Here is a 16,821-nt window from a genome sequence, read left to right as displayed (position 1 = left end):
GGCACGAGGAACTGGCCACAACCTTTCGAGTGGGCGGCAGTAAAAATAGAGAACAGTCTATTCATATCGAAAAGATTTCGAACTTGTTAACCGCCTCGCCACCGAGCAAGGTATCTGTCACCGTTGCGCATCAGCAGACAGCGCCGTCTCCGTCGTACTGTTAGCGAAACCAACGGGGGAAACGATGGATGCTGGAAGGCCCGATTTGCCTCGTCCGCGCAGCTTTGCCGAGTGGCAAGAGATGGTGCGTTTGAACTGCGGCCGATTGCGCGTGACAAGGAGGAACGAGGACAAATTCCACGGGGACATGACGCTGGCCCGACTGGGATCGGTGAACACCTCGCTGATCACCGCCGACGCGCATACCGTGGCCCGACCCAGCGGGCTCACCTGTCCCGACGAGAGCGAGTTCGTCTACGTCTGCCAGGTGCTCGCCGGCTCCGCCACCGTCACCCAGGACGACCGGGCCAGCGCGGCCGGCCCCGGCGAGATGGTCATGTTCGACAACGCGCGGCCGTTCACGCTCTCCATGGCCGCGCGGTTCCGGATGATGGTGTTGAAGATCCCGCATCGCGCGCTCGGCGTCGCGCCGATGGCCACCGCCCGGCTCACCGCACGACGCCTGTCCGACACCCGAGGGGTCGCCGCGCTGCTCTCGCCGCTGCTCATCAGCCTGGCGGCACACATGGGCGAGCTGGACCCGGCCAGCGCGCAGCAGGTGGGATGCAGCATCGCGGGCCTGATCACCACGCTCTTCAGCGAGCATCTGCGACGCGACGCCGACGATCCGGCGGCCGTCCGGCAAGCGCAGTTGCTGCGGGTGCAGGCATCGGCCCGGGAGCGGCTACGCGACCCGCAGTTGTGCCCCCGGGTGCTGGCCGAGAAGCACCACATCTCCGTACGCCACCTGCAGAAGATCTTTCAGGAGCAGGGGCTGAGTCCGGCCAGCTTCATCCGCGACGAGCGGCTCAGCCGATGCGCCGCCGACCTGCATGACCCGCGCCTGCGGGACGTGCCGGTGGCGTTGATCGGGGAACGCTGGGGACTCACCAGCGCCTCACACTTCAGTCGGTTGTTCCGGGAACGCTTCGGCGTCACCCCGCAGGAGTACCGGCGACTCGGCAGAACACCCGAGCGCGTCGGCCGGACGATGCCGATGCACGAGCCGGTCGGCGTACGGGCCCCCCTGATCGCCTGAACACCGCCCCACCAAAAGTTCCACAGGGCAAGCGACCGTGCGCGTTTGCGTCATCGGTCCTGCGCTTTCGGCGCACCCGTGGGCGGCTGGGCTCAGTAGCGTCGTTCGTGGCCGAGGCGGGGATCGGTGTCCACTTTGGACAGTATGGCGCACCGCTCAAGGTACGCCCCCGTCGACCCCCGGCCGTCTTCGTTCACGACTGGAGAGGTTGCCCTGTCATGACCCAGGTCTCGACCGCTGTCGCGCCCACGGCAGACGCCGACGCCCCCAACGATCTGCTCACCGGTGACAGCTACCTGGAGAGCCTCCGTGACGGCCGCCAGGTCTTCATCGACGGCGAGCTGGTCAAGGACGTCACCGCGCACCCCGCGTTCCGGCAGTCGGCGCTGTCCACCGCGCAGCTCTACGACGCCCTGCACGACCCGGCCACGCACGACATCATGACCACTGTCGACCGGTACACCGGCGCTCGTACCCACCGGTTCTTCACGCCCGCGCACTCCGCCGAGGACCTGCTCCGGGCTCGGGACGCCATCGAGTGCTGGGCGCGGCTGAGCTACGGCTTCATGAACCGGACGCCCGACTACAAGGCGTCGTTCATGGCCGGGCTCGCCGTCACCCACGACTTCTACAAGCCGTTCGAGCAGAGCGCGCGTGGCTGGTACGAGCGCTACGTACGGCAGGGCCTGTCGATCAGTCACGTGATCGTCAACCCGCCGGTGGACCGCAACAAGCAGGCCCACGACATCCCCGACGTCTACCTGCGGGTCGTCGAGGAGCGCGACGGCGGCATCGTGGTCGAGGGCGCCAAGCTGATGGGCACCGCGTCGGCGCTGACCCACGCCGCGTTCGTCGGCCAGATCCACCTGGCGAACCTCGAGGCGGGCAAGGCCGACGACATGGCGCTGGCCTTCATGGCACCGCTGGACACCCCCGGCCTGAAGGTCATCTGCCGGACCTCGTACGAGCAGAAGGCGGGGAGCCCCTACGACAACCCGCTGTCCAGCCGCTTCGACGAGAACGACTCGGTGCTGGTGTTCGACCGCGCCTTCATCCCCTGGGAGAACGTGCTGATCTACCGGGACACCGAGAAGATCCACCAGTACTTCCCCCGGTCCGGCCTGCTCAGCCGGGGCTTCTTCCAGGGCGCGATCCGGATGGCGGTGAAGCTGGAGTTCATGGCCGGCCTGCTGGACCGGGGCACCCAGCTCAACGGCACCGACAAGTTCCGGGGCGTGCAGGCCGGGCTCGGTGAGCTGCTCGCCTGGCGGCACCTGACCTGGGCGGTCACCACGGCGATGGCGACCGACCCGGAGCCCGGCCCGGGTGGCACGGTGCTGCCGCGGATGGACTACTCGGCCGGCTACCGGGCGCTCGCTCCGATCAGTTGGGACCGTACCCACCGGTTCTTCGAGGAGCACCTCGCCGCCGCCCTGCTGATGACTCCGTCCAGCGCGGCCGACATGAAGAACCCCGAGCTGCGCCCGCTGATCGACAGGTACCTGCGCGGCTCCGGCGGCACGGCCGAGGACCGGGTCAAGCTCTTCAAGCTCGCCTGGGACGCGCTGGGCACCGAGTTCGGCGGCCGGCACGAGCTCTACGAGCTGAACTACGCGGGCGGCCCCGACCAGGTGCGCCTGGACACCATGAACTGGTCCCGCGGCAAGGGCCTGCTCGACTCGTACGGCGCCTTCGTGCAGCAGTGCATGGACGACTACGACGTGGACGGGTGGCGCCGTGGCCGGTGGAGCGCCCAGTCCTGACCCGGCCCAGCGAGGGATACCAGCATGAGCGACTTGCGTTCCATCATGCGTCACTTCGCCACCGGCGTCTGCATCGTGACCACGTACACGGAGCAGCCGGACGGGCGACGGCACGACGCGGTGACCGTCAACTCCTTCACCTCCATGTCCCTCGATCCGCCGCTGGTGTCGGTGTGCCTGCGCGCCGACTCCCGGTTCCTCGCCGACATGCTGCACAGCGGCGTCTGTGCGGTGTCGATCCTGGCCGCCGGTGGCGAGCAGTTGGCCCGCTCACTGGCCCGTACCCGGGATGCCCGCGACACGGCGGTCCAGGACCTACCGGCCCGTCCCGGCGGCCTCACCGGCGCGCTGGTGCTGGACGCGGCCGGCTGGGTCGAGTGCAAGGTGCGCGACCACGTCACCGTCGGCGATCACGTCCTGGTGATCAGCGAGGTGCTCGCCGCGGGCTCCGACGACGACCGAGATCCGTTGATCTTCCTTCGCGGAGGATTCCACACCCTGGAGGGATAGCACCGTGAGCATGGTCCGAAAACGCCTGTTGGCCGGTGCCCTGGTGGTGGCGCTGCTGGCGACCGCCGCCTTCGCGCAGCTGGCGTCGTCCGAGCAGAAGGTGAGCCGGGCGGCCGGCGTCACCACCGCCACCATCTGCCTGGTGCCCCGGGGCACCCCGGCGGTGGAGGTCACGGTGACCGTACCCACCGTGGCGGTGCCGGCGCTGCTGGCGCAGACCTTGTCGTACCAGGGGGTCTGCGCCGCGTACGGGAAACCGCTCGCGCTCGGCGGCGGGACCGTCCGCACGTACGCGCAGATCGAGCGGAACGCGCCGAAGACGATCGGGATCACCTTCCCGCGCGGCATGCTCTCCGGGCTGCCGACCTCGATGACCGACGGGCACCACTGCTACGACGTCAACGGCGACGGGCAGCTCGACGAGATGTCCGAGTGCGCCGGTGGTCACGAGCGGGAGCTGACGCTGCCGGCCGCGGCGACCCGGATCGCCGGGCTGCCACTGAAGTGGGCGTTGGTGAACTGGAACCCGCACGGGCACGGCGCCCCCGGCGTGTACGACATCCCGCACTTCGACTTCCACTTCTACATTCAGCCGAAGGCCGAGCGGGACGCCATCCGGCCCGGCCCGTGCAGCATCATCGTGCACTGCGACGACTTCACCCGCGGCATCACGCCGATCCCGGCGCAGCACCTGCCGGCCGACTACCGGGACCTCCAGTTCGTCGAGGTGGCGATGGGCAACCACCTGCTCGACCAGACCTCCCCGGAGTGGAACGGTGCCGCCTTCACCCGCACGTTCGTCTACGGCGCCTACGACGGGAAGATCAGCTTCCTGGAGCCGATGATCAGCCACGCCTGGCTCCAGGGCGTCGCCACCGGCCAGAACCCCAGCGGTTGCCTGCCCATCAAGCAGCCGCAGAGCTGGCAAACCACCGGCTGGTATCCGCAGGAGTACTGCATCCGGTACCGGTCCAACCGTGACGACTTCACCGTGTCGCTGGAGAACTTCCGGCGCTGACGTCGGGGCGGGCTGGAGCGATGACCGCTCCCGCCCGCCCTGCTGCGGAGGACGAGATGCCCTCAACTGCTCACGATCGCGCCCGCCTCGAACCGTCGCCGCAGGTGTGCCCGCCGCAGCTTGCCGATGCCGGTCTTCGGCACGTCCTCGCGGGCCACCGGAACCACGTGCGCCACCTCGACACCGAATCGCCGGTGCACCAGGGAGCGGACGTCGGCGGCGAGCGCCCCCACGTCCGCCGAGTCGCGCGGGTGCAGGAAGACCGCCAGCCGGTGCGGGTTCTCCGGCCGCTCCCGGACGGTCGAGGCCACCGTGTACGACGGCTCCACCGCCGCCAACTCCTCGACTGCGGCCTCGATCTCGTGCCCGTGCAGGTAGATCCCGTCCAGCACGAGCACGTCGTCCACCCGGCCGGTCACCACAAGCGTGCCGTCGTCCAGGTAGGCCAGGTCCCCGGTGCGGAACCAGCCGTCCTCGGTGAAGGCGGCCGCGGTCTGCTCCGGATTGCCGTAGTAGCCGGCGAAGATGGTCGGGCCGGCCGCCTGCAACCGGCCCACCGTGCCCTGCGGCACCACCCGGTCGTCCTCGTCCACCACCCGCAGGCGTACGCCGGGGTGCGGCCGACCGACCGGCACGTACCGGGCGTCCTCCTCGACCTGCTCAGGCGAGAAGACGCAGTCCACCACGCCGGCTGTCGTCTCCGACATGCCCCAGCCCGGGTACATCGCGGTGGCCGGCAGGCCGTACTCGCTCAGCAGGCGCAGGAACGTCCGGGCCACCCGGGGCTTGACCGGCTCGCCGCCGTTCATGATGTAGCGCAACGCCCGCAGGTCCCAGTCCCGTCCGGCCAGCGCCACGGCCCGGTCGTTGACCAGGCCGAAGGCGAAGTTGGGCGCCCAGGTCACCTCGCTGCCGTGCGCCGACATGGCGGCCAGCCAGCGCAGCGGGTCGGCGAGGATCCACGGCAGCCGGGCGTGCACCTGGTGACAGCCCAGGACGACGTCGCGGGCGTGGAACATGATCAGGCCGCCGACGTGGTCCAGCGGCATCCAGTTGAAGGTACGGGTCTCAGCGGTCAGCCCGTTGACCTCGGCGGTGGCGACGCTGCGGCTGAGGATGTTGCCGTGTCGCAGCATCACGGCCTTGGGCAGGCCGGTGCTGCCGGAGGTGAGCAGCAGGACGGCGAGGTCGTCCGGAGCGGCCTCGTGCAGCCGGTCGGCCGGCTCGTGCTCGGCGAGCCGGGCGATCGAACCCAGCCAGCGCGCCGCCCAGGGCGGCGCGGCGTCGCCGTCCGTCTCGTGCCCCGTGAGCACCCACGGCTGGTCCAGCATCCGCCAGACGTCGACGAGCAGCCGATCCGCGTCGGTGCGCTGGGCCGATGAGGTGCCGGCGGTCACCGGCACCGGCACGAAGCCGCCGAGGACGCAGGCCCAGAAGCCGGCGAGCAGTTCCCGTTCTTCCTCGGCCTGCAGCAGGACCAGGTCGCCGACGGCGACGCCGCGTGAACGCAGCCCGTTGAGCACTTTCCGTGAATGGAACAGGAGGTCGGCGTAGGAAAGACTTTCCCGAGCGCCCGCCGAGTCGATGAAAACCATCGAGCCGGTCTGCACCCGCGCCGCCGCCAATAGTGCGGACCCAATGTTTTCATGCGCCAGAAAAGGCGCGTCGCCGCCGTCTGCAACTGACGGATCCATGACAGTTCCTCCTTGCGAATAGTCGACTGTTTGCGCTGGTCAACGCCATAGAGTCGCTCGCAGCGGCTCCCTGTAAACGCGTCGACCCACCGCTCAAGCTAGCCAGAAATCCGGCGCTCAAGAAAGGGTGGTGTGATGATGAACACAATGGAGTGAACATTGAGCCGTATGGTCCGATCCAAATCCTTTTTTGAAGCTCTAAATTGACCGAGAAGGAACCGCAAGACGTTGGGGGGAGAACGAGATATGACCATGGAAATCGGCATCGTCGGCGGCGGAGCATCCGCCGTCTGCCTCATCGCAGCGCTCACTCAACTCGACCTCAGCCACGGCGGCCTGACGGTCTACGAGCCGTCGCCACACCTGTGGCGCGGACGGCCGTTCCAGCCCGACCTCGACTCCGTCCGCGTCAACGCCCCGCCCGAGGAGATGTCCGTCTTCGCCGGCGACCCCGGGCACTTCGGCCGTTGGCTCAACTCCTGCGCCACGCGCACGGTCACTCCCGACCCGTACAGCGGCTCGCTCTTCCCGCCGCGGGCCCGCTACGGCGACTACCTGGCCGAGACCGCCACCACCGCCCTGGACCTGCTGCGGCAGCGCGGCTGGCGGGTGGAGGTGGTCCGCTCGGCGGTGACCGCCGCCCGGCGCGCCCGCGACCGAATGGTGCTGCGCACCGCGTACGGCCGGCACCACGCCCTCGACTACGCCGTGCTCTGCTTCGGCGGCGGCCGTCCCCAGGACGTGTACGGCCTCACCGGCGAGCGCGGCTTCGTCGTCGATCCCTACCCGCTGCGCGCGACGCTACGGCAGATCGGCCCCGAGGACCCGGTGACGGTGCTGGGCTGCGGGCTCACCGCAGTCGACGTGGTGCTCGGGCTCGCCCGTACCGGCCACACCGGCCCGATCGCCATGGTGTCGCGCAGCGGCCTGCTCCCCGGCGTCCGGCAGCGCGTGGTCGACCACGAACTGCGACACTTCACCCCGCAGCGGCTGCGCCACTGGGCCGCCACCCGCGACCGCGTCGAGCTGGCCGACCTGGTGGCCCTGATGCGCCGCGAACTCGCCGAGGCCGGTCCGGGCGCCGAGGCGGAGGTACGCCGCGAGCTGGCCGCCAACGGCACCGAGCCGGCCCCGGAGCGGCTGCGCCGGCAACTGTCCGAGGTGAACTCGCCCGACCTCGGGCTACGGATCCTGCAACGGGCCGTGCCGGACGCCGGACCGGACGTCTGGCCGCTGCTCGACGGCAACGACCGGGCGCGACTGCTCGGCCCGCACTACCGCACCATCATGAGCCTCTGCTGCCCCATGCCACCGGCCAGCGCGGCGGCCTTGCTGGAGCTGATGGACCGCGGCCAGTTGACGGTCGGCGGTGGCCTGATGGACATCCGGCCCCGCCCGGCCGGCGGCTTCGACGTCACCGCAGGCTCAGGCTCGTTCCGCACGGCGCACGTCGTCAACGCGACAAGCTCCGCGCCGCACCGCATCCCGCCCGCCGCGGGGGCGCTGGTGCACTCGTTGGAGGCCGACGGCGCCGCGATCCGGCACCCGCGCGGCGGCCTGCGTCTCGAACGCGCCACCAGCCGGATCGTCTCGATCCGCGGTGCCGACCCCCGCCTGTACGGCGTCGGCGACATCGCCGCCGGCGAACTCTTCTTCACCTTCGGCGTCCCGTCCCTGGTGGACCGGGCCGTCGACGTGGCCGCCTCGATCGCCGACGCGGAGCACCCCACCGTGACGCGGGCGATGCCGGTGGGTGCCGGCGTCGCCTGAGCCCGGCCTACATCCCCGCCGGACTCATCGAACCGACCATTCCCGCCGAACCCACCAGACCGACCAGCAAGGGGGAATCATGACCGTCATCGACCACCGTCGGCCCGGATACCTGGCCGACACCCACACCGGACTGCCGATCCCGACCGAGCCGGTGTTCACGTCGGCCGAGGACGAACGCCGGCACCGCAAGCAGCGGCTGGCCGCCGCCCTGCGGATCTTCGGCAAGCTCGGCTACGGCGAAGGGATCTCCGGGCACATCTCGGTACGCGACCCGGAGAACCTCGACCAGTTCTGGGTCAACCCGTTCGGGGTCTCGTTCAACCGGGTGACGGTGCGCGACCTCATCTGCGTCGACGACCAGGGCCGGGTCGTCGCCGGCCGGCACCCGGTCAACCCCAGCGCGTTCGCCATCCACTCGCAGATTCACCAACTGCGTCCCGACGCCACCGCGGCGGCGCACGGCCACACCGCCCACTCCCGGGCGCTGGGCGCGCTGGGCCGGCTGCTGGAACCGATCGACCAGGAATCCGCCGCCTTCTACCGCAACCAGGTCCTCTTCGACCGGTACGACGGCCCCTCAGTCGCCGTCGAGCAGGGCCGGGCGATGGCCGAGGCGCTCGGCGACCGGCGGGCCATCCTGCTGCGCCACCACGGCCTGATCACCGTGGGCGGCTCGGTGGACGAGGCCGTGCACTGGTTCGTCACGTACGACGGCTGCGCCCAGGTGCAACTGCTCGCCGCCGCGGCCGGACAGCTTGGCCGTTTCACCGACGAGCAGGCCGAGGCCGCCCGCGACGGCTTCGGCGATGCCCAGTTGGGCTGGTTCAGCTTCCAGGTGCTCTGGGACGACATCGTCCACGAGCAGCCCGACCTGCTCGACGAATGACCACACCCCGACCCCGTACCCGTCACCCTCAGGAGGGAACACCCATGCGCGCCATCCCGTACCGCCTCGTCCTGATCGCCACCGCGGCCGTCGCCGCGCTCGTCCCGGTGGCGGCCGTGCCCGGCGCCGCCCACGCTGCCGGTCCCGCCGTCGTCACACCGGCCCAGAGCGCGATCGGCTCGTGGCGCACCACAGTCACGATCCCCGGCCGCGCCGATTCGGTAGTGACACTCGTGTTCGCGCCCCGGCACCTGGTCACGATCACCGGACCGACCGGCCCCGACGGCAAGCCGCTCTACGTCGGCGCCGGCCTGTGGAAGCTGGCCGGCGATCGGCTCAGCTTCACCGTCGTGCACCCGGTGCCGGCTGCCGACGGCAGTCTCCTCGGCGTCATCCACGGCACCCAGGAGGGAGCGATCGACGGTGGCACCTTCCAGACCACCGGCGAGTCGTACCTGTACAAGCCCGACGCAACGGTCAGCGGTCCGAACCCGGTCAGCATGACGGGCGTACGGACCGCCGCCCGGTGATCCGGTCCGCGCCGCGCCGCGCCGATCAGCCTGGAGCTGACTCATGACCCACTCCTCTCCCGCCATCTCTCTCGCGGAGGCCAGCGCCGCGCCCTCCGCTCCCGACGACGACTTCGGCCTCGACACCTGGCGTCGGCTGCCGAGGGCACAGCAGCCACCCTGGCCGGACCCGGCCGAGGTCGACGCCGTCGCCGACCTGCTGCGTGAGGTGCCGCCGATCGTGGCACCGAACGAGGTGGACGACCTGCGCCGGCAGCTCGCCGTGGTCTGCGAGGGTCGCGCCTTCGTACTCCAGGGCGGCGACTGCGCGGAGACGTTCGCCGCCAACACCGAGGAACACCTTCAGCTCAACCTGCGCACCCTGCTCCAGATGGCGGTGGTGCTCACCTACGGGGCCAGCCTGCCCGTGGTGAAGGTCGCCCGGGTGGCCGGTCAGTACAGCAAGCCACGGTCGCAGGACGTCGACGCCGCCGGTCTGCCGGCCTACCGGGGCGACATGATCAATTCACTGGAGAGCACTCCGGAGGCCCGCCGGCCGGACCCGCAGCGGCTCATCCGGGCGTACGCCAACGCCTCCAGCGCGATGAACATGCTGCGCGCGTACCTCGGCGGTGGCCTCGGCGACCTGCACCGCGTACACGACTGGAACCGGGACTTCGTCCGCAAATCCCCGGCCGGTCAGCGCTACGAGTCACTGGCCCGGGAGATCGACCGGGCGATCGACTTCATCACCGCCTGCGGGCTCACCGACGTGGCCGCCCTGCAAACCACGTCGGTGAGCTGCTCGCACGAGGCCCTGGCGCTGGAGTACGACCAGGCGTTGACCCGGGTGTCCAACGGGCGGGCGTACTGCCTGTCCGCGCACTTCCTCTGGGTCGGCGAGCGCACCCGGCAACTGGACGGGGCGCACATCGACTTCGTCTCCCGGGTGGCGAACCCGATCGGCGTCAAGATCGGGCCCGACACCACCCCGGAGACGGCTCTGGATCTGTGCGAACGGCTGAACCCGGAGAACATCCCGGGCCGCCTCACGCTGGTGAGCCGGATGGGCAGCCGGCGGGTACGCGAGGTCTTGCCGCCCATCGTGGAGAAGGTGACAGGCAACGGCGTCAAGGTGGTCTGGCAGTGCGACCCGATGCACGGCAACACCCAGGAGTCGTCCAACGGCTACAAGACCCGGCACTTCGACCAGATCCTCGACGAGGTGCTCGGCTACTTCCAGGTCCACCGGGACAGCGGCACCCACCCGGGCGGCATCCACGTGGAGCTGACCGGCGAGGACGTCACCGAATGCCTGGGCGGCGCGCAGGCCATCCAGGACCTGCACCTGCCCCAGCGGTACGAGACCGCCTGCGATCCGCGCCTGAACCCCCAGCAGTCGCTGGAACTGGCGTTCCTGGTCGCCGAGGCGCTGCGCCGCTGACCACCCACCGACGTTCGAGAGGCAGCACATGGAAACCTTCAACTTTCCCGGCGGGTGCTACGAGGTGATGCGCCGGGGCATGCGCGACGCCACCGCGGAGGCCGACTTCCTCGCCGCGTACCTGCCGCCGGGTGGCCGGGTCCTCGACCTGGGTTGCGGCACCGGCACGACCCTGCGGGCGCTGGCGGCACGCGGGTACGCCGGCACCGGCGTGGACAGCAGCGCGCAGTTCATCAGCTACGCCAAGGAGGCCGGCGACCCCGGCGTCGAGTACGTGTGGGAGGACGTCACGCGGTTCCACACCTCGACCGTGTACGACGTCGTCACCTGCCTGTTCGGCACACTCAACCTGGTGCCGTACGCGGACCTGCCGGGCCTGTTGACCCGGGTCGCCAGCTGGCTTCGGCCCGGCGGTCACCTCGTGCTCGACGCGGCGCACCTGCTCAACTTCGTCGACGCGTACCAGCCGGCGGTGGTCACCCACCACCGCGGCGACGGGCTGCTCATCACCCGCCTGGCCCGTCAGGTCCTGCGTCCCCTCGACGGCGCCTGGATCAACGACGAAACGCTGCTGGTCCGGGGCACCGACGGGACGGTGAGCATGTACGAGAACACCTTCGCCCAGACGGTGTTGACCGGCCCGGAGATCCGTGGGCTGCTGCGGTCGTCCGGATTCACGATCGTCGAGGAGTTCGGCGGCTTCCGGAAGGAGTCGCCCGCGCCGTCCGGGCGCGGGCCGCTGATCACGGTGGCACGGGTCAGTTGATCATCGACGCGTACGGGTGCGGGGTCTGGTTCCCGCACCCGTACGCCCGGCACGGAGGGACGTCCATGATCGTGTCTGTCGTAGTGGTCGGGGCCGGACTGATCGGCGCGTCGGTCGGGCTGGCCGCGCGGGCGCAGGGACTTTCGGTGACCCTGCTCGACGAAGATCCCGCCGCGGTGGCGGAGGCGGTCGCCCGGGGCGCCGGGCGACCCGCCGCGCCGCAGGAGCCCACAGTCGATCTGGCGGTGCTGGCCGTGCCGCCGAACGCGGTGCCGGCCGTGCTGCGCACCGCCCAGCAGCACCGGCTGGCCCGCGTCTACACCGACGTGGCCAGCGTCAAGGCGTCGGTCGTGGCCGGTGCGCGGGCCGCCGGGTGTGACCTCACCTCGTTCGTGCCCGGCCATCCGATGGCCGGCGGCGAGCGGTCGGGTCCGACGGCGGCGCGCGCGGATCTGTTCGCCGGGCGGTCCTGGGCGATCTGCCCGACACAGGCCCCACCCGCCGCCGTCGACCTGGTCTGCCACCTGGTGCGGCTCTGCGGTGCCACGCCGGTGCTGCGCAGCCCCGAAGAGCACGACCGCGCGGTCGCCGCGGTCTCGCACACCCCGCACCTGGTCGCGGGGGCGCTCGCCGCCGCGCTCGCCCGGCTGCCCGCCGCCGACCTGTGTCTGGCCGGTCCCGGTCTGCGCGACACCACCCGGATAGCCGCCGGTGATCCGCACCTGTGGACCCAGATCCTGGCCCACAACGCCACCGAGGTCGCCGCCGTGGCCACGGCGGTCGCCGAGGACCTGCGCCGTGCGGCGGAGGCCCTGGCCGCCAACCCGCCCGACCTGGCCACCGTCAATGGTCTGCTCGGGGCCGGGCAGGCCGGCCGGGCCGCGCTGGAGGTCGCCGCGGAGCACGGTAGCCGACGAGGCTCGAGGGGGTTGCCGGCGCGGCGATAGGGTCGCAACGTGACCGGCAGGTCCACGGCGAGATCGTCCTCGATCTCTGACCGGCGTCACGCCACCGCGTGGTCCGGATCCGGCGTGCCCGGCACGAGGGTGCGGGCGTACGCGATGGCGGCCGGGGTGTCCGGGAAGACCAGGCCGTCGCGGCGCAACTGGTCGGCCACGCCGAGGGCGTCCAACACCTCGTCGTGGCCGGGAACGATGCCGGAGAGCAGCACCGTGATGCCGCGTCCCTGGAGTCGGCGGATGGCGTCGCCGAGCACGTGTGCGCCGGTGGCGTCGATGGTGGACACCCGGGACATCCGCAGGATGACCACCCGCACGTCGGCGACGTCGGAGAGCCGGAGTAGGAAGTTGTGCGCGGCGGCGAAGAACAACGGCCCGTCGAGCCGGTACGCCACGATGTGCTCGGCGAGCAGTGCCTGCTCCTCAGCGGTGTGCTCGCCGGTGTCGAGGGGGACCTGTTCCAGCCGGGCGGCGCGGGCGACCGCGCGCAGGGCCACCACGACCGCCACGCCGACCCCGACGGCCACGGCGGTGACCAGGTCCCAGATGACGGTCACGGCGAAGGTGAGCATCAGCACCAGCGCGTCGCCCCGGGTGGCACGGGCCAACGCCCAGAGCGACGCCGCCTCGACCATCCGTACCGTGGTGGCCAGCAGCACCCCGGCGAGCGCCGCGAGTGGGATGCGGCCGACCAGCGGCGCGGCGGCCAGCACGATGCCGGCCAGGGCCACCGCGTGGGTGAGCGCGGCCAGCTTCGACACCGCGCCGGCCCGCACGTTGACTGCGGTACGCGCGATCGCGGCGGTGGCCGGAATACCACCGAACAGCGGAGACGCCAGGTTGGCCAGCCCCTGTCCGAACAGTTCGCGGTCGGGGTCGTGCCGCTGGCCGACGGTCATGCCATCAGCGACGGTGGCCGAGAGCAGACTCTCCAGCGCGGCCAGCGCCGCCACCGCCAACGCGGCCGGCAGCAGCACACCCACCGCGCCGAGGTCGACAAAGTCCAGCGACGGCGCGGGCAGCGTCTGCGGCAGGGCGCCGATCCGGACCAGGTCGACCGGTGCCAGTTCGGCGAGGACCGTGGCAGCGGCCACCGCCAGCAGCGAGAACGGCACGTTGGGGCGCCAGCGCGCACCGAGCAGCAGCACCGCCGCGACGCCGAGGGCCACCAGGACCGGCACCGGTCGCGGGTGTACGACGAAACGGACGACCGCGTCGGCCGCGACCGCCCACACCCGTTCGCCGTGCGCGTCGGTCACGCCGAGCGCGGCCGGCACCTGTTGCAGGGCGATGACCACCGCGATGCCGGCGGTGAAGCCCTCGATCACCGGCATCGGCAGGTAGCGGACGTACCTGCCGACGCGGGCGATGGCGAGGGCGATCAGGATCAGCCCGGCCAGCACGCCGACCATCAGCACGCCGGTCGCCCCGAACTGCGCCACGACCGGCACCAGCACCACGGTCATCGCGCCGGTCGGGCCGGAGACCTGGAGGTTCGACCCGCCGAAGACAGCCGCCACGGCACCGGCCACCACTGCGGTGATCAGCCCGGCCTCCGCGCCGAGGCCGGAGGTGACGCCGAAGGCGAGCGCCAGCGGAAGCGCGACGATGGCGACGGTGAGCCCGGCGACGAGATCCCGGCGGGGTGCCCGGCGTACCGCCTGCCAGTCGGCGCGGCCCGGCAGCAGGTCGAGGAGACGACGCCCGATGGTGCTCGCGGCCGGCCGGATGCCGCTGGCGGGCCCGGCCTGGGTGCTCATCGGTCCGGCCCGCTGGCCCGCAGCTCGTCCAGCAGGCCGTCCCGGTCGGTGAGCACCGCGCCGAGGATCCGCCGCCCGGCGGCCAACAGGTCGGCGACGTCCGGCGTGCTCAGCGCGTACATCACCAGGGGGCCGTCGCGGTACGAGGTGACCATGCCGGCCCGGCGCAGCACGGCGAGTTGCTGGGACAGGTTCGACGCCTCCACCTCGACGACGGCGAGCAGGTCCCGCACCGGTTTGGGACCGTCCTGGAGCAGCTCCAGGACCCGGATCCGGACGGGATGCCCGAGGGTGCGGAACAGCTCCGCCTTCGCCTGGTACAGCGGCACCGACACGCCTCAGCCTCCTCCTGCGGCGATAGTCAACACCGCACTGAAGACTTTAGCACTTGCAAAAATCTGCAACTCGTCCGGATGTGCCGCGCCGGGCCGCCACTCAGCCGCGCGGGAACATCTGGCCGATCCGGGTCTTGTTGCCGAACGGGTCACGGATGCCGAAGTCGATCCCGTACGGCCGTTCCATCGGCTCGTCGGTGATCTCGACGCCCTTGGCGACCAACTCCTCGTACGTCTTCTGGGCGTCGTCGGTGGTCATGAAGAGGAGGCCACCGGCGGCGCCCTTGGTGAGCAACTCGCGGACCTGCTCGGCGGTGGCCGGGTCGAGGTTCGGCGGGCCCGGCTTCTCCAGCAGGATCTCGCGGGTCGGGTCGCCCGGCAGGTTGACCGTGAGCCAGCGCATGAAGCCGAGATCCAGGTCGGTGTTCAACTCCAGGCCGAGCTTGCCAATATAGAAGTCGAGCGCCTCGTCCTGGTCGAGCACATAGATCTGGGACCGGCTGATCGCGTTCATCGTCATGCCCGGAACGCTAGTGCAGCGCTCTGACCTGCTGCTTATCCAAAACTGCTCGGTCTGGTCCAGGCTTTGGTGAAGCAGCCCGGCACCGGCGCGGCAGGCACCGCCCGCCGCTTGCGGTAGTCGGTGGGTGACTCCCCCACGATCTGCCGGAAGGTACGACTGAACGTGCCGAGACTGCCGAACCCGACCGCGTGGCAGATCTCCGTCACGTCCCGACCGGTGTGCAGCAGCAGATACATGGCCCGCTCCACCCGACGCCGTTGCAGGTATCGGTGCGGCGTCTCGCCGAAGGTCGCCCGGAAGGTGCGGATGAAGTGCGCCGGGGAGACGTGCGCGATCCGCGCCAGCGTCGCGATGTCGAGCGGATCGGCGTACGCCCGGTCCATCGCGTCCCGGGCGCGCAGCATGGCCCGGTTCGTCTCCTCGATCGCCCTGCTCAACCCGCCCCTCCCCGCGACACGTCCATGTCTACCAGCCTGACCGCGCCGAGCAGGGTAGCTGCGCAGTCGCTACCCAGTTGCTCAGGACGGCAAGCATGCCACTGGCACATCACGCATCGGTCGGGGAGCCTGGGCGGATGAGAGTAGAAATCGTCGTCTTCGACGGCTTTGACGAACTCGATGCCTTCGGCCCGTTCGAGGTCCTGTCCAGCGCCGGGTTCGACGTGGAACTCGTGGTCGGGCACGGGCCGGGCCCGGTACGCAGCATGCGCGGGGTCCAGCTTCAGGTGCCCGCTGTGCTGGGCCGCCCCGACGGGGTGATCGTGGTCGGCGGTGGCTGGTTGAACCGAGCCGAGCAGGGCTCCTGGGCGCAGGCGCAGGGTGGGGTGCTGCTCGAACGCCTGGTAGACGCGGCAGGTTCCGCACGCTGGATGGCGTCGGTGTGCACGGGCGGGATGCTGCTCGCTGCGGCGGGTCTGCTCACCGGGCGCAACGCCACGACCAACCGCAACGCGTACGAGGAACTGCGCGCGTACGGCGTGAATGTGGTCGCGGAGCGGGTGGTCGACGACGGCGATCGAGTCACCGCGGGCGCCTTGAGCGCTGGCTTGGATCTGGGCCTCTGGCTGACCGAGCGGGAGTTCGGCGCGCAGCGCGCCATCGAGGTGGCCACCGCCATCGACTTCGCCCTACGGGCCCCCGTGTGGAGAAACGCTTCCGCCCCGCAGAGCCGGTGATCTGCTCTGCGGGGCGGCCGTCGACAGGCGAACGGAACACCTGCCGCCATGACGGGCGCGGCGGCTGAGCCCTACAGGGCGGGGCGGATCAGGAAGGCGGCCGTCGAGGAGGTGGCTCCGTCGCCGATCGGGGCGATACGCATCTGCCTGCGGGAGTCATGGCTCAGGTAACGATCGGGGTAGTTGTGCGAGCGCAGTGACGTGTGCTTGCCGCCGATGCCGGTGACCGGGCAGAACGTGGCGTCGGCGCGGAATCCCGCGCTGCCCTCAGCCCGATGCAGGAACACCCGGAATCCCGAGTGTCGCAGGTAGTAGCCGGGGTAATTCACCGCCTCGAAAGAGACACAGTCACTTTTGCCGAGGCCGGAACGGACGACGAACGCGGCGTCGGCTTTCGTGCCGGCGTTGCTGCCGGCATTGACCGGGTCGACTCGTGCCTCGAAGTTGGCGTGCCGCACCCGATGGCCGGGCAGGCCGGCGACTTCGAGACCTGCCTCTTATACACATCT

17 protein-coding genes are annotated in these 16,821 nt (G+C 70.7%); 11 read left to right on the top strand and 6 right to left on the bottom strand.

Annotated elements, in window-relative coordinates; translation table 11 throughout:
* The first annotated feature begins 184 nt into the window (after nucleotides 1-184).
* The 4 genes from C1I93_RS06515 to C1I93_RS06500 all read left to right on the top strand — a co-directional run bounded on the left by C1I93_RS06515 (nucleotide 185) and on the right by C1I93_RS06500 (nucleotide 4,489).
* Nucleotides 185-1,198 carry an AraC-like ligand-binding domain-containing protein gene (locus tag C1I93_RS06515; protein WP_111242320.1) on the top strand — a complete coding sequence of 338 codons (1,014 nt, stop codon included), beginning with the start codon at nucleotides 185-187 and terminating at the stop codon, nucleotides 1,196-1,198.
* Nucleotides 1,199-1,416: 218 nt separating this feature from the next.
* Nucleotides 1,417-2,961, top strand: coding sequence for a 4-hydroxyphenylacetate 3-hydroxylase family protein (locus C1I93_RS06510; protein ID WP_111242319.1), 1,545 nt, complete (start codon nucleotides 1,417-1,419; stop codon nucleotides 2,959-2,961).
* Nucleotides 2,962-2,985: 24 nt separating this feature from the next.
* Nucleotides 2,986-3,471 (top strand): flavin reductase family protein, encoded by a 486-nt coding sequence (locus C1I93_RS06505; RefSeq protein ID WP_111242318.1) that lies wholly within the window; start codon nucleotides 2,986-2,988, stop codon nucleotides 3,469-3,471.
* A gap of 4 nt (nucleotides 3,472-3,475) precedes the next feature.
* Nucleotides 3,476-4,489 (top strand): hypothetical protein, encoded by a 1,014-nt coding sequence (locus C1I93_RS06500; protein ID WP_147374974.1) that lies wholly within the window; start codon nucleotides 3,476-3,478, stop codon nucleotides 4,487-4,489.
* Between the two features lie 62 nt (nucleotides 4,490-4,551).
* Here C1I93_RS06500 and C1I93_RS06495 read toward each other — a convergent pair whose 3' ends face one another.
* Nucleotides 4,552-6,183, bottom strand: coding sequence for an AMP-binding protein (locus tag C1I93_RS06495; protein WP_111242316.1), 1,632 nt, complete (start codon nucleotides 6,181-6,183; stop codon nucleotides 4,552-4,554).
* A 246-nt stretch (nucleotides 6,184-6,429) separates the two neighbouring features.
* Between C1I93_RS06495 and C1I93_RS06490 the strand changes: the two genes are divergently transcribed.
* The 6 genes from C1I93_RS06490 (at nucleotide 6,430) to C1I93_RS06465 (ending at nucleotide 12,508) form a co-directional block, all read left to right on the top strand.
* Entirely contained in the window at nucleotides 6,430-7,953 is a 1,524-nt protein-coding gene (locus C1I93_RS06490) for an FAD/NAD(P)-binding protein (protein ID WP_111242315.1), read from the top strand.
* A gap of 79 nt (nucleotides 7,954-8,032) precedes the next feature.
* The gene (locus C1I93_RS06485) at nucleotides 8,033-8,842 is read left to right on the top strand and encodes a class II aldolase/adducin family protein (RefSeq protein ID WP_111242314.1); all 810 of its coding nucleotides are present in this window, start codon (nucleotides 8,033-8,035) and stop codon (nucleotides 8,840-8,842) included.
* Between the two features lie 44 nt (nucleotides 8,843-8,886).
* Nucleotides 8,887-9,372, top strand: a complete 486-nt coding sequence (locus tag C1I93_RS06480) for a hypothetical protein (protein WP_111242313.1) — start codon at nucleotides 8,887-8,889, stop codon at nucleotides 9,370-9,372.
* A 43-nt stretch (nucleotides 9,373-9,415) separates the two neighbouring features.
* Nucleotides 9,416-10,795 (top strand): class II 3-deoxy-7-phosphoheptulonate synthase, encoded by a 1,380-nt coding sequence (locus tag C1I93_RS06475; protein ID WP_111242312.1) that lies wholly within the window; start codon nucleotides 9,416-9,418, stop codon nucleotides 10,793-10,795.
* Between the two features lie 28 nt (nucleotides 10,796-10,823).
* Nucleotides 10,824-11,561, top strand: a complete 738-nt coding sequence (locus C1I93_RS06470; protein ID WP_111242311.1) for a class I SAM-dependent methyltransferase — start codon at nucleotides 10,824-10,826, stop codon at nucleotides 11,559-11,561.
* A 65-nt stretch (nucleotides 11,562-11,626) separates the two neighbouring features.
* Entirely contained in the window at nucleotides 11,627-12,508 is an 882-nt protein-coding gene (locus tag C1I93_RS06465; protein WP_146603450.1) for a prephenate dehydrogenase, read from the top strand.
* A 56-nt stretch (nucleotides 12,509-12,564) separates the two neighbouring features.
* Here C1I93_RS06465 and C1I93_RS06460 read toward each other — a convergent pair whose 3' ends face one another.
* From C1I93_RS06460 to C1I93_RS06445, 4 genes are all read right to left on the bottom strand, one after another.
* Entirely contained in the window at nucleotides 12,565-14,280 is a 1,716-nt protein-coding gene (locus tag C1I93_RS06460) for a SulP family inorganic anion transporter (RefSeq protein ID WP_223256420.1), read from the bottom strand.
* The gene (locus tag C1I93_RS06455; protein ID WP_111242309.1) at nucleotides 14,277-14,615 is read right to left on the bottom strand and encodes an ArsR/SmtB family transcription factor; all 339 of its coding nucleotides are present in this window, start codon (nucleotides 14,613-14,615) and stop codon (nucleotides 14,277-14,279) included. The genes C1I93_RS06460 and C1I93_RS06455 overlap by 4 nt, the downstream gene beginning before the upstream one ends.
* Before the next feature lie 100 nt (nucleotides 14,616-14,715).
* Nucleotides 14,716-15,135, bottom strand: coding sequence for a VOC family protein (locus C1I93_RS06450; protein ID WP_111242308.1), 420 nt, complete (start codon nucleotides 15,133-15,135; stop codon nucleotides 14,716-14,718).
* Nucleotides 15,136-15,170: 35 nt separating this feature from the next.
* Nucleotides 15,171-15,575 (bottom strand): helix-turn-helix domain-containing protein, encoded by a 405-nt coding sequence (locus tag C1I93_RS06445; protein ID WP_181445040.1) that lies wholly within the window; start codon nucleotides 15,573-15,575, stop codon nucleotides 15,171-15,173.
* Nucleotides 15,576-15,712: 137 nt separating this feature from the next.
* On the opposite strand from C1I93_RS06445, the gene C1I93_RS06440 reads away from it, so the two are divergent.
* A complete protein-coding gene (locus C1I93_RS06440) occupies nucleotides 15,713-16,312 on the top strand; it encodes a DJ-1/PfpI family protein (RefSeq protein WP_111242306.1) in 600 nt (199 codons plus the stop codon).
* 71 nt (nucleotides 16,313-16,383) lie between these two features.
* Here C1I93_RS06440 and C1I93_RS06435 read toward each other — a convergent pair whose 3' ends face one another.
* Nucleotides 16,384-16,785 carry an AbfB domain-containing protein gene (locus C1I93_RS06435; protein ID WP_258378265.1) on the bottom strand — a complete coding sequence of 134 codons (402 nt, stop codon included), beginning with the start codon at nucleotides 16,783-16,785 and terminating at the stop codon, nucleotides 16,384-16,386.
* Nucleotides 16,786-16,821 lie beyond the last annotated feature (36 nt).

This window comes from Micromonospora endophytica, assembly GCF_003236305.1.
Classification (GTDB): Bacteria; Actinomycetota; Actinomycetes; order Mycobacteriales; family Micromonosporaceae; genus Micromonospora; species Micromonospora endophytica.
Note: the sequence above shows the minus strand (reverse complement) of the source record. Positions and strands in the feature narration are given on the sequence as shown.

Bases quoted from the DNA above. Each gene is read 5' to 3' on its own strand.
- C1I93_RS06515 (WP_111242320.1), top strand. From the start codon at position 185: ATGGATGCTGGAAGGCCCGATTTGCCTCGTCCGCGCAGCTTTGCCGAG.
- C1I93_RS06510 (WP_111242319.1), top strand. From the start codon at position 1,417: ATGACCCAGGTCTCGACCGCTGTCGCGCCCACGGCAGACGCCGACGCC.
- C1I93_RS06505 (WP_111242318.1), top strand. From the start codon at position 2,986: ATGAGCGACTTGCGTTCCATCATGCGTCACTTCGCCACCGGCGTCTGC.
- C1I93_RS06495 (WP_111242316.1), bottom strand. From the start codon at position 6,183: ATGGATCCGTCAGTTGCAGACGGCGGCGACGCGCCTTTTCTGGCGCAT.
- C1I93_RS06490 (WP_111242315.1), top strand. From the start codon at position 6,430: ATGACCATGGAAATCGGCATCGTCGGCGGCGGAGCATCCGCCGTCTGC.
- C1I93_RS06485 (WP_111242314.1), top strand. From the start codon at position 8,033: ATGACCGTCATCGACCACCGTCGGCCCGGATACCTGGCCGACACCCAC.
- C1I93_RS06480 (WP_111242313.1), top strand. From the start codon at position 8,887: ATGCGCGCCATCCCGTACCGCCTCGTCCTGATCGCCACCGCGGCCGTC.
- C1I93_RS06475 (WP_111242312.1), top strand. From the start codon at position 9,416: ATGACCCACTCCTCTCCCGCCATCTCTCTCGCGGAGGCCAGCGCCGCG.
- C1I93_RS06470 (WP_111242311.1), top strand. From the start codon at position 10,824: ATGGAAACCTTCAACTTTCCCGGCGGGTGCTACGAGGTGATGCGCCGG.
- C1I93_RS06465 (WP_146603450.1), top strand. From the start codon at position 11,627: ATGATCGTGTCTGTCGTAGTGGTCGGGGCCGGACTGATCGGCGCGTCG.
- C1I93_RS06460 (WP_223256420.1), bottom strand. From the start codon at position 14,280: ATGAGCACCCAGGCCGGGCCCGCCAGCGGCATCCGGCCGGCCGCGAGC.
- C1I93_RS06450 (WP_111242308.1), bottom strand. From the start codon at position 15,135: ATGACGATGAACGCGATCAGCCGGTCCCAGATCTATGTGCTCGACCAG.
- C1I93_RS06440 (WP_111242306.1), top strand. From the start codon at position 15,713: ATGAGAGTAGAAATCGTCGTCTTCGACGGCTTTGACGAACTCGATGCC.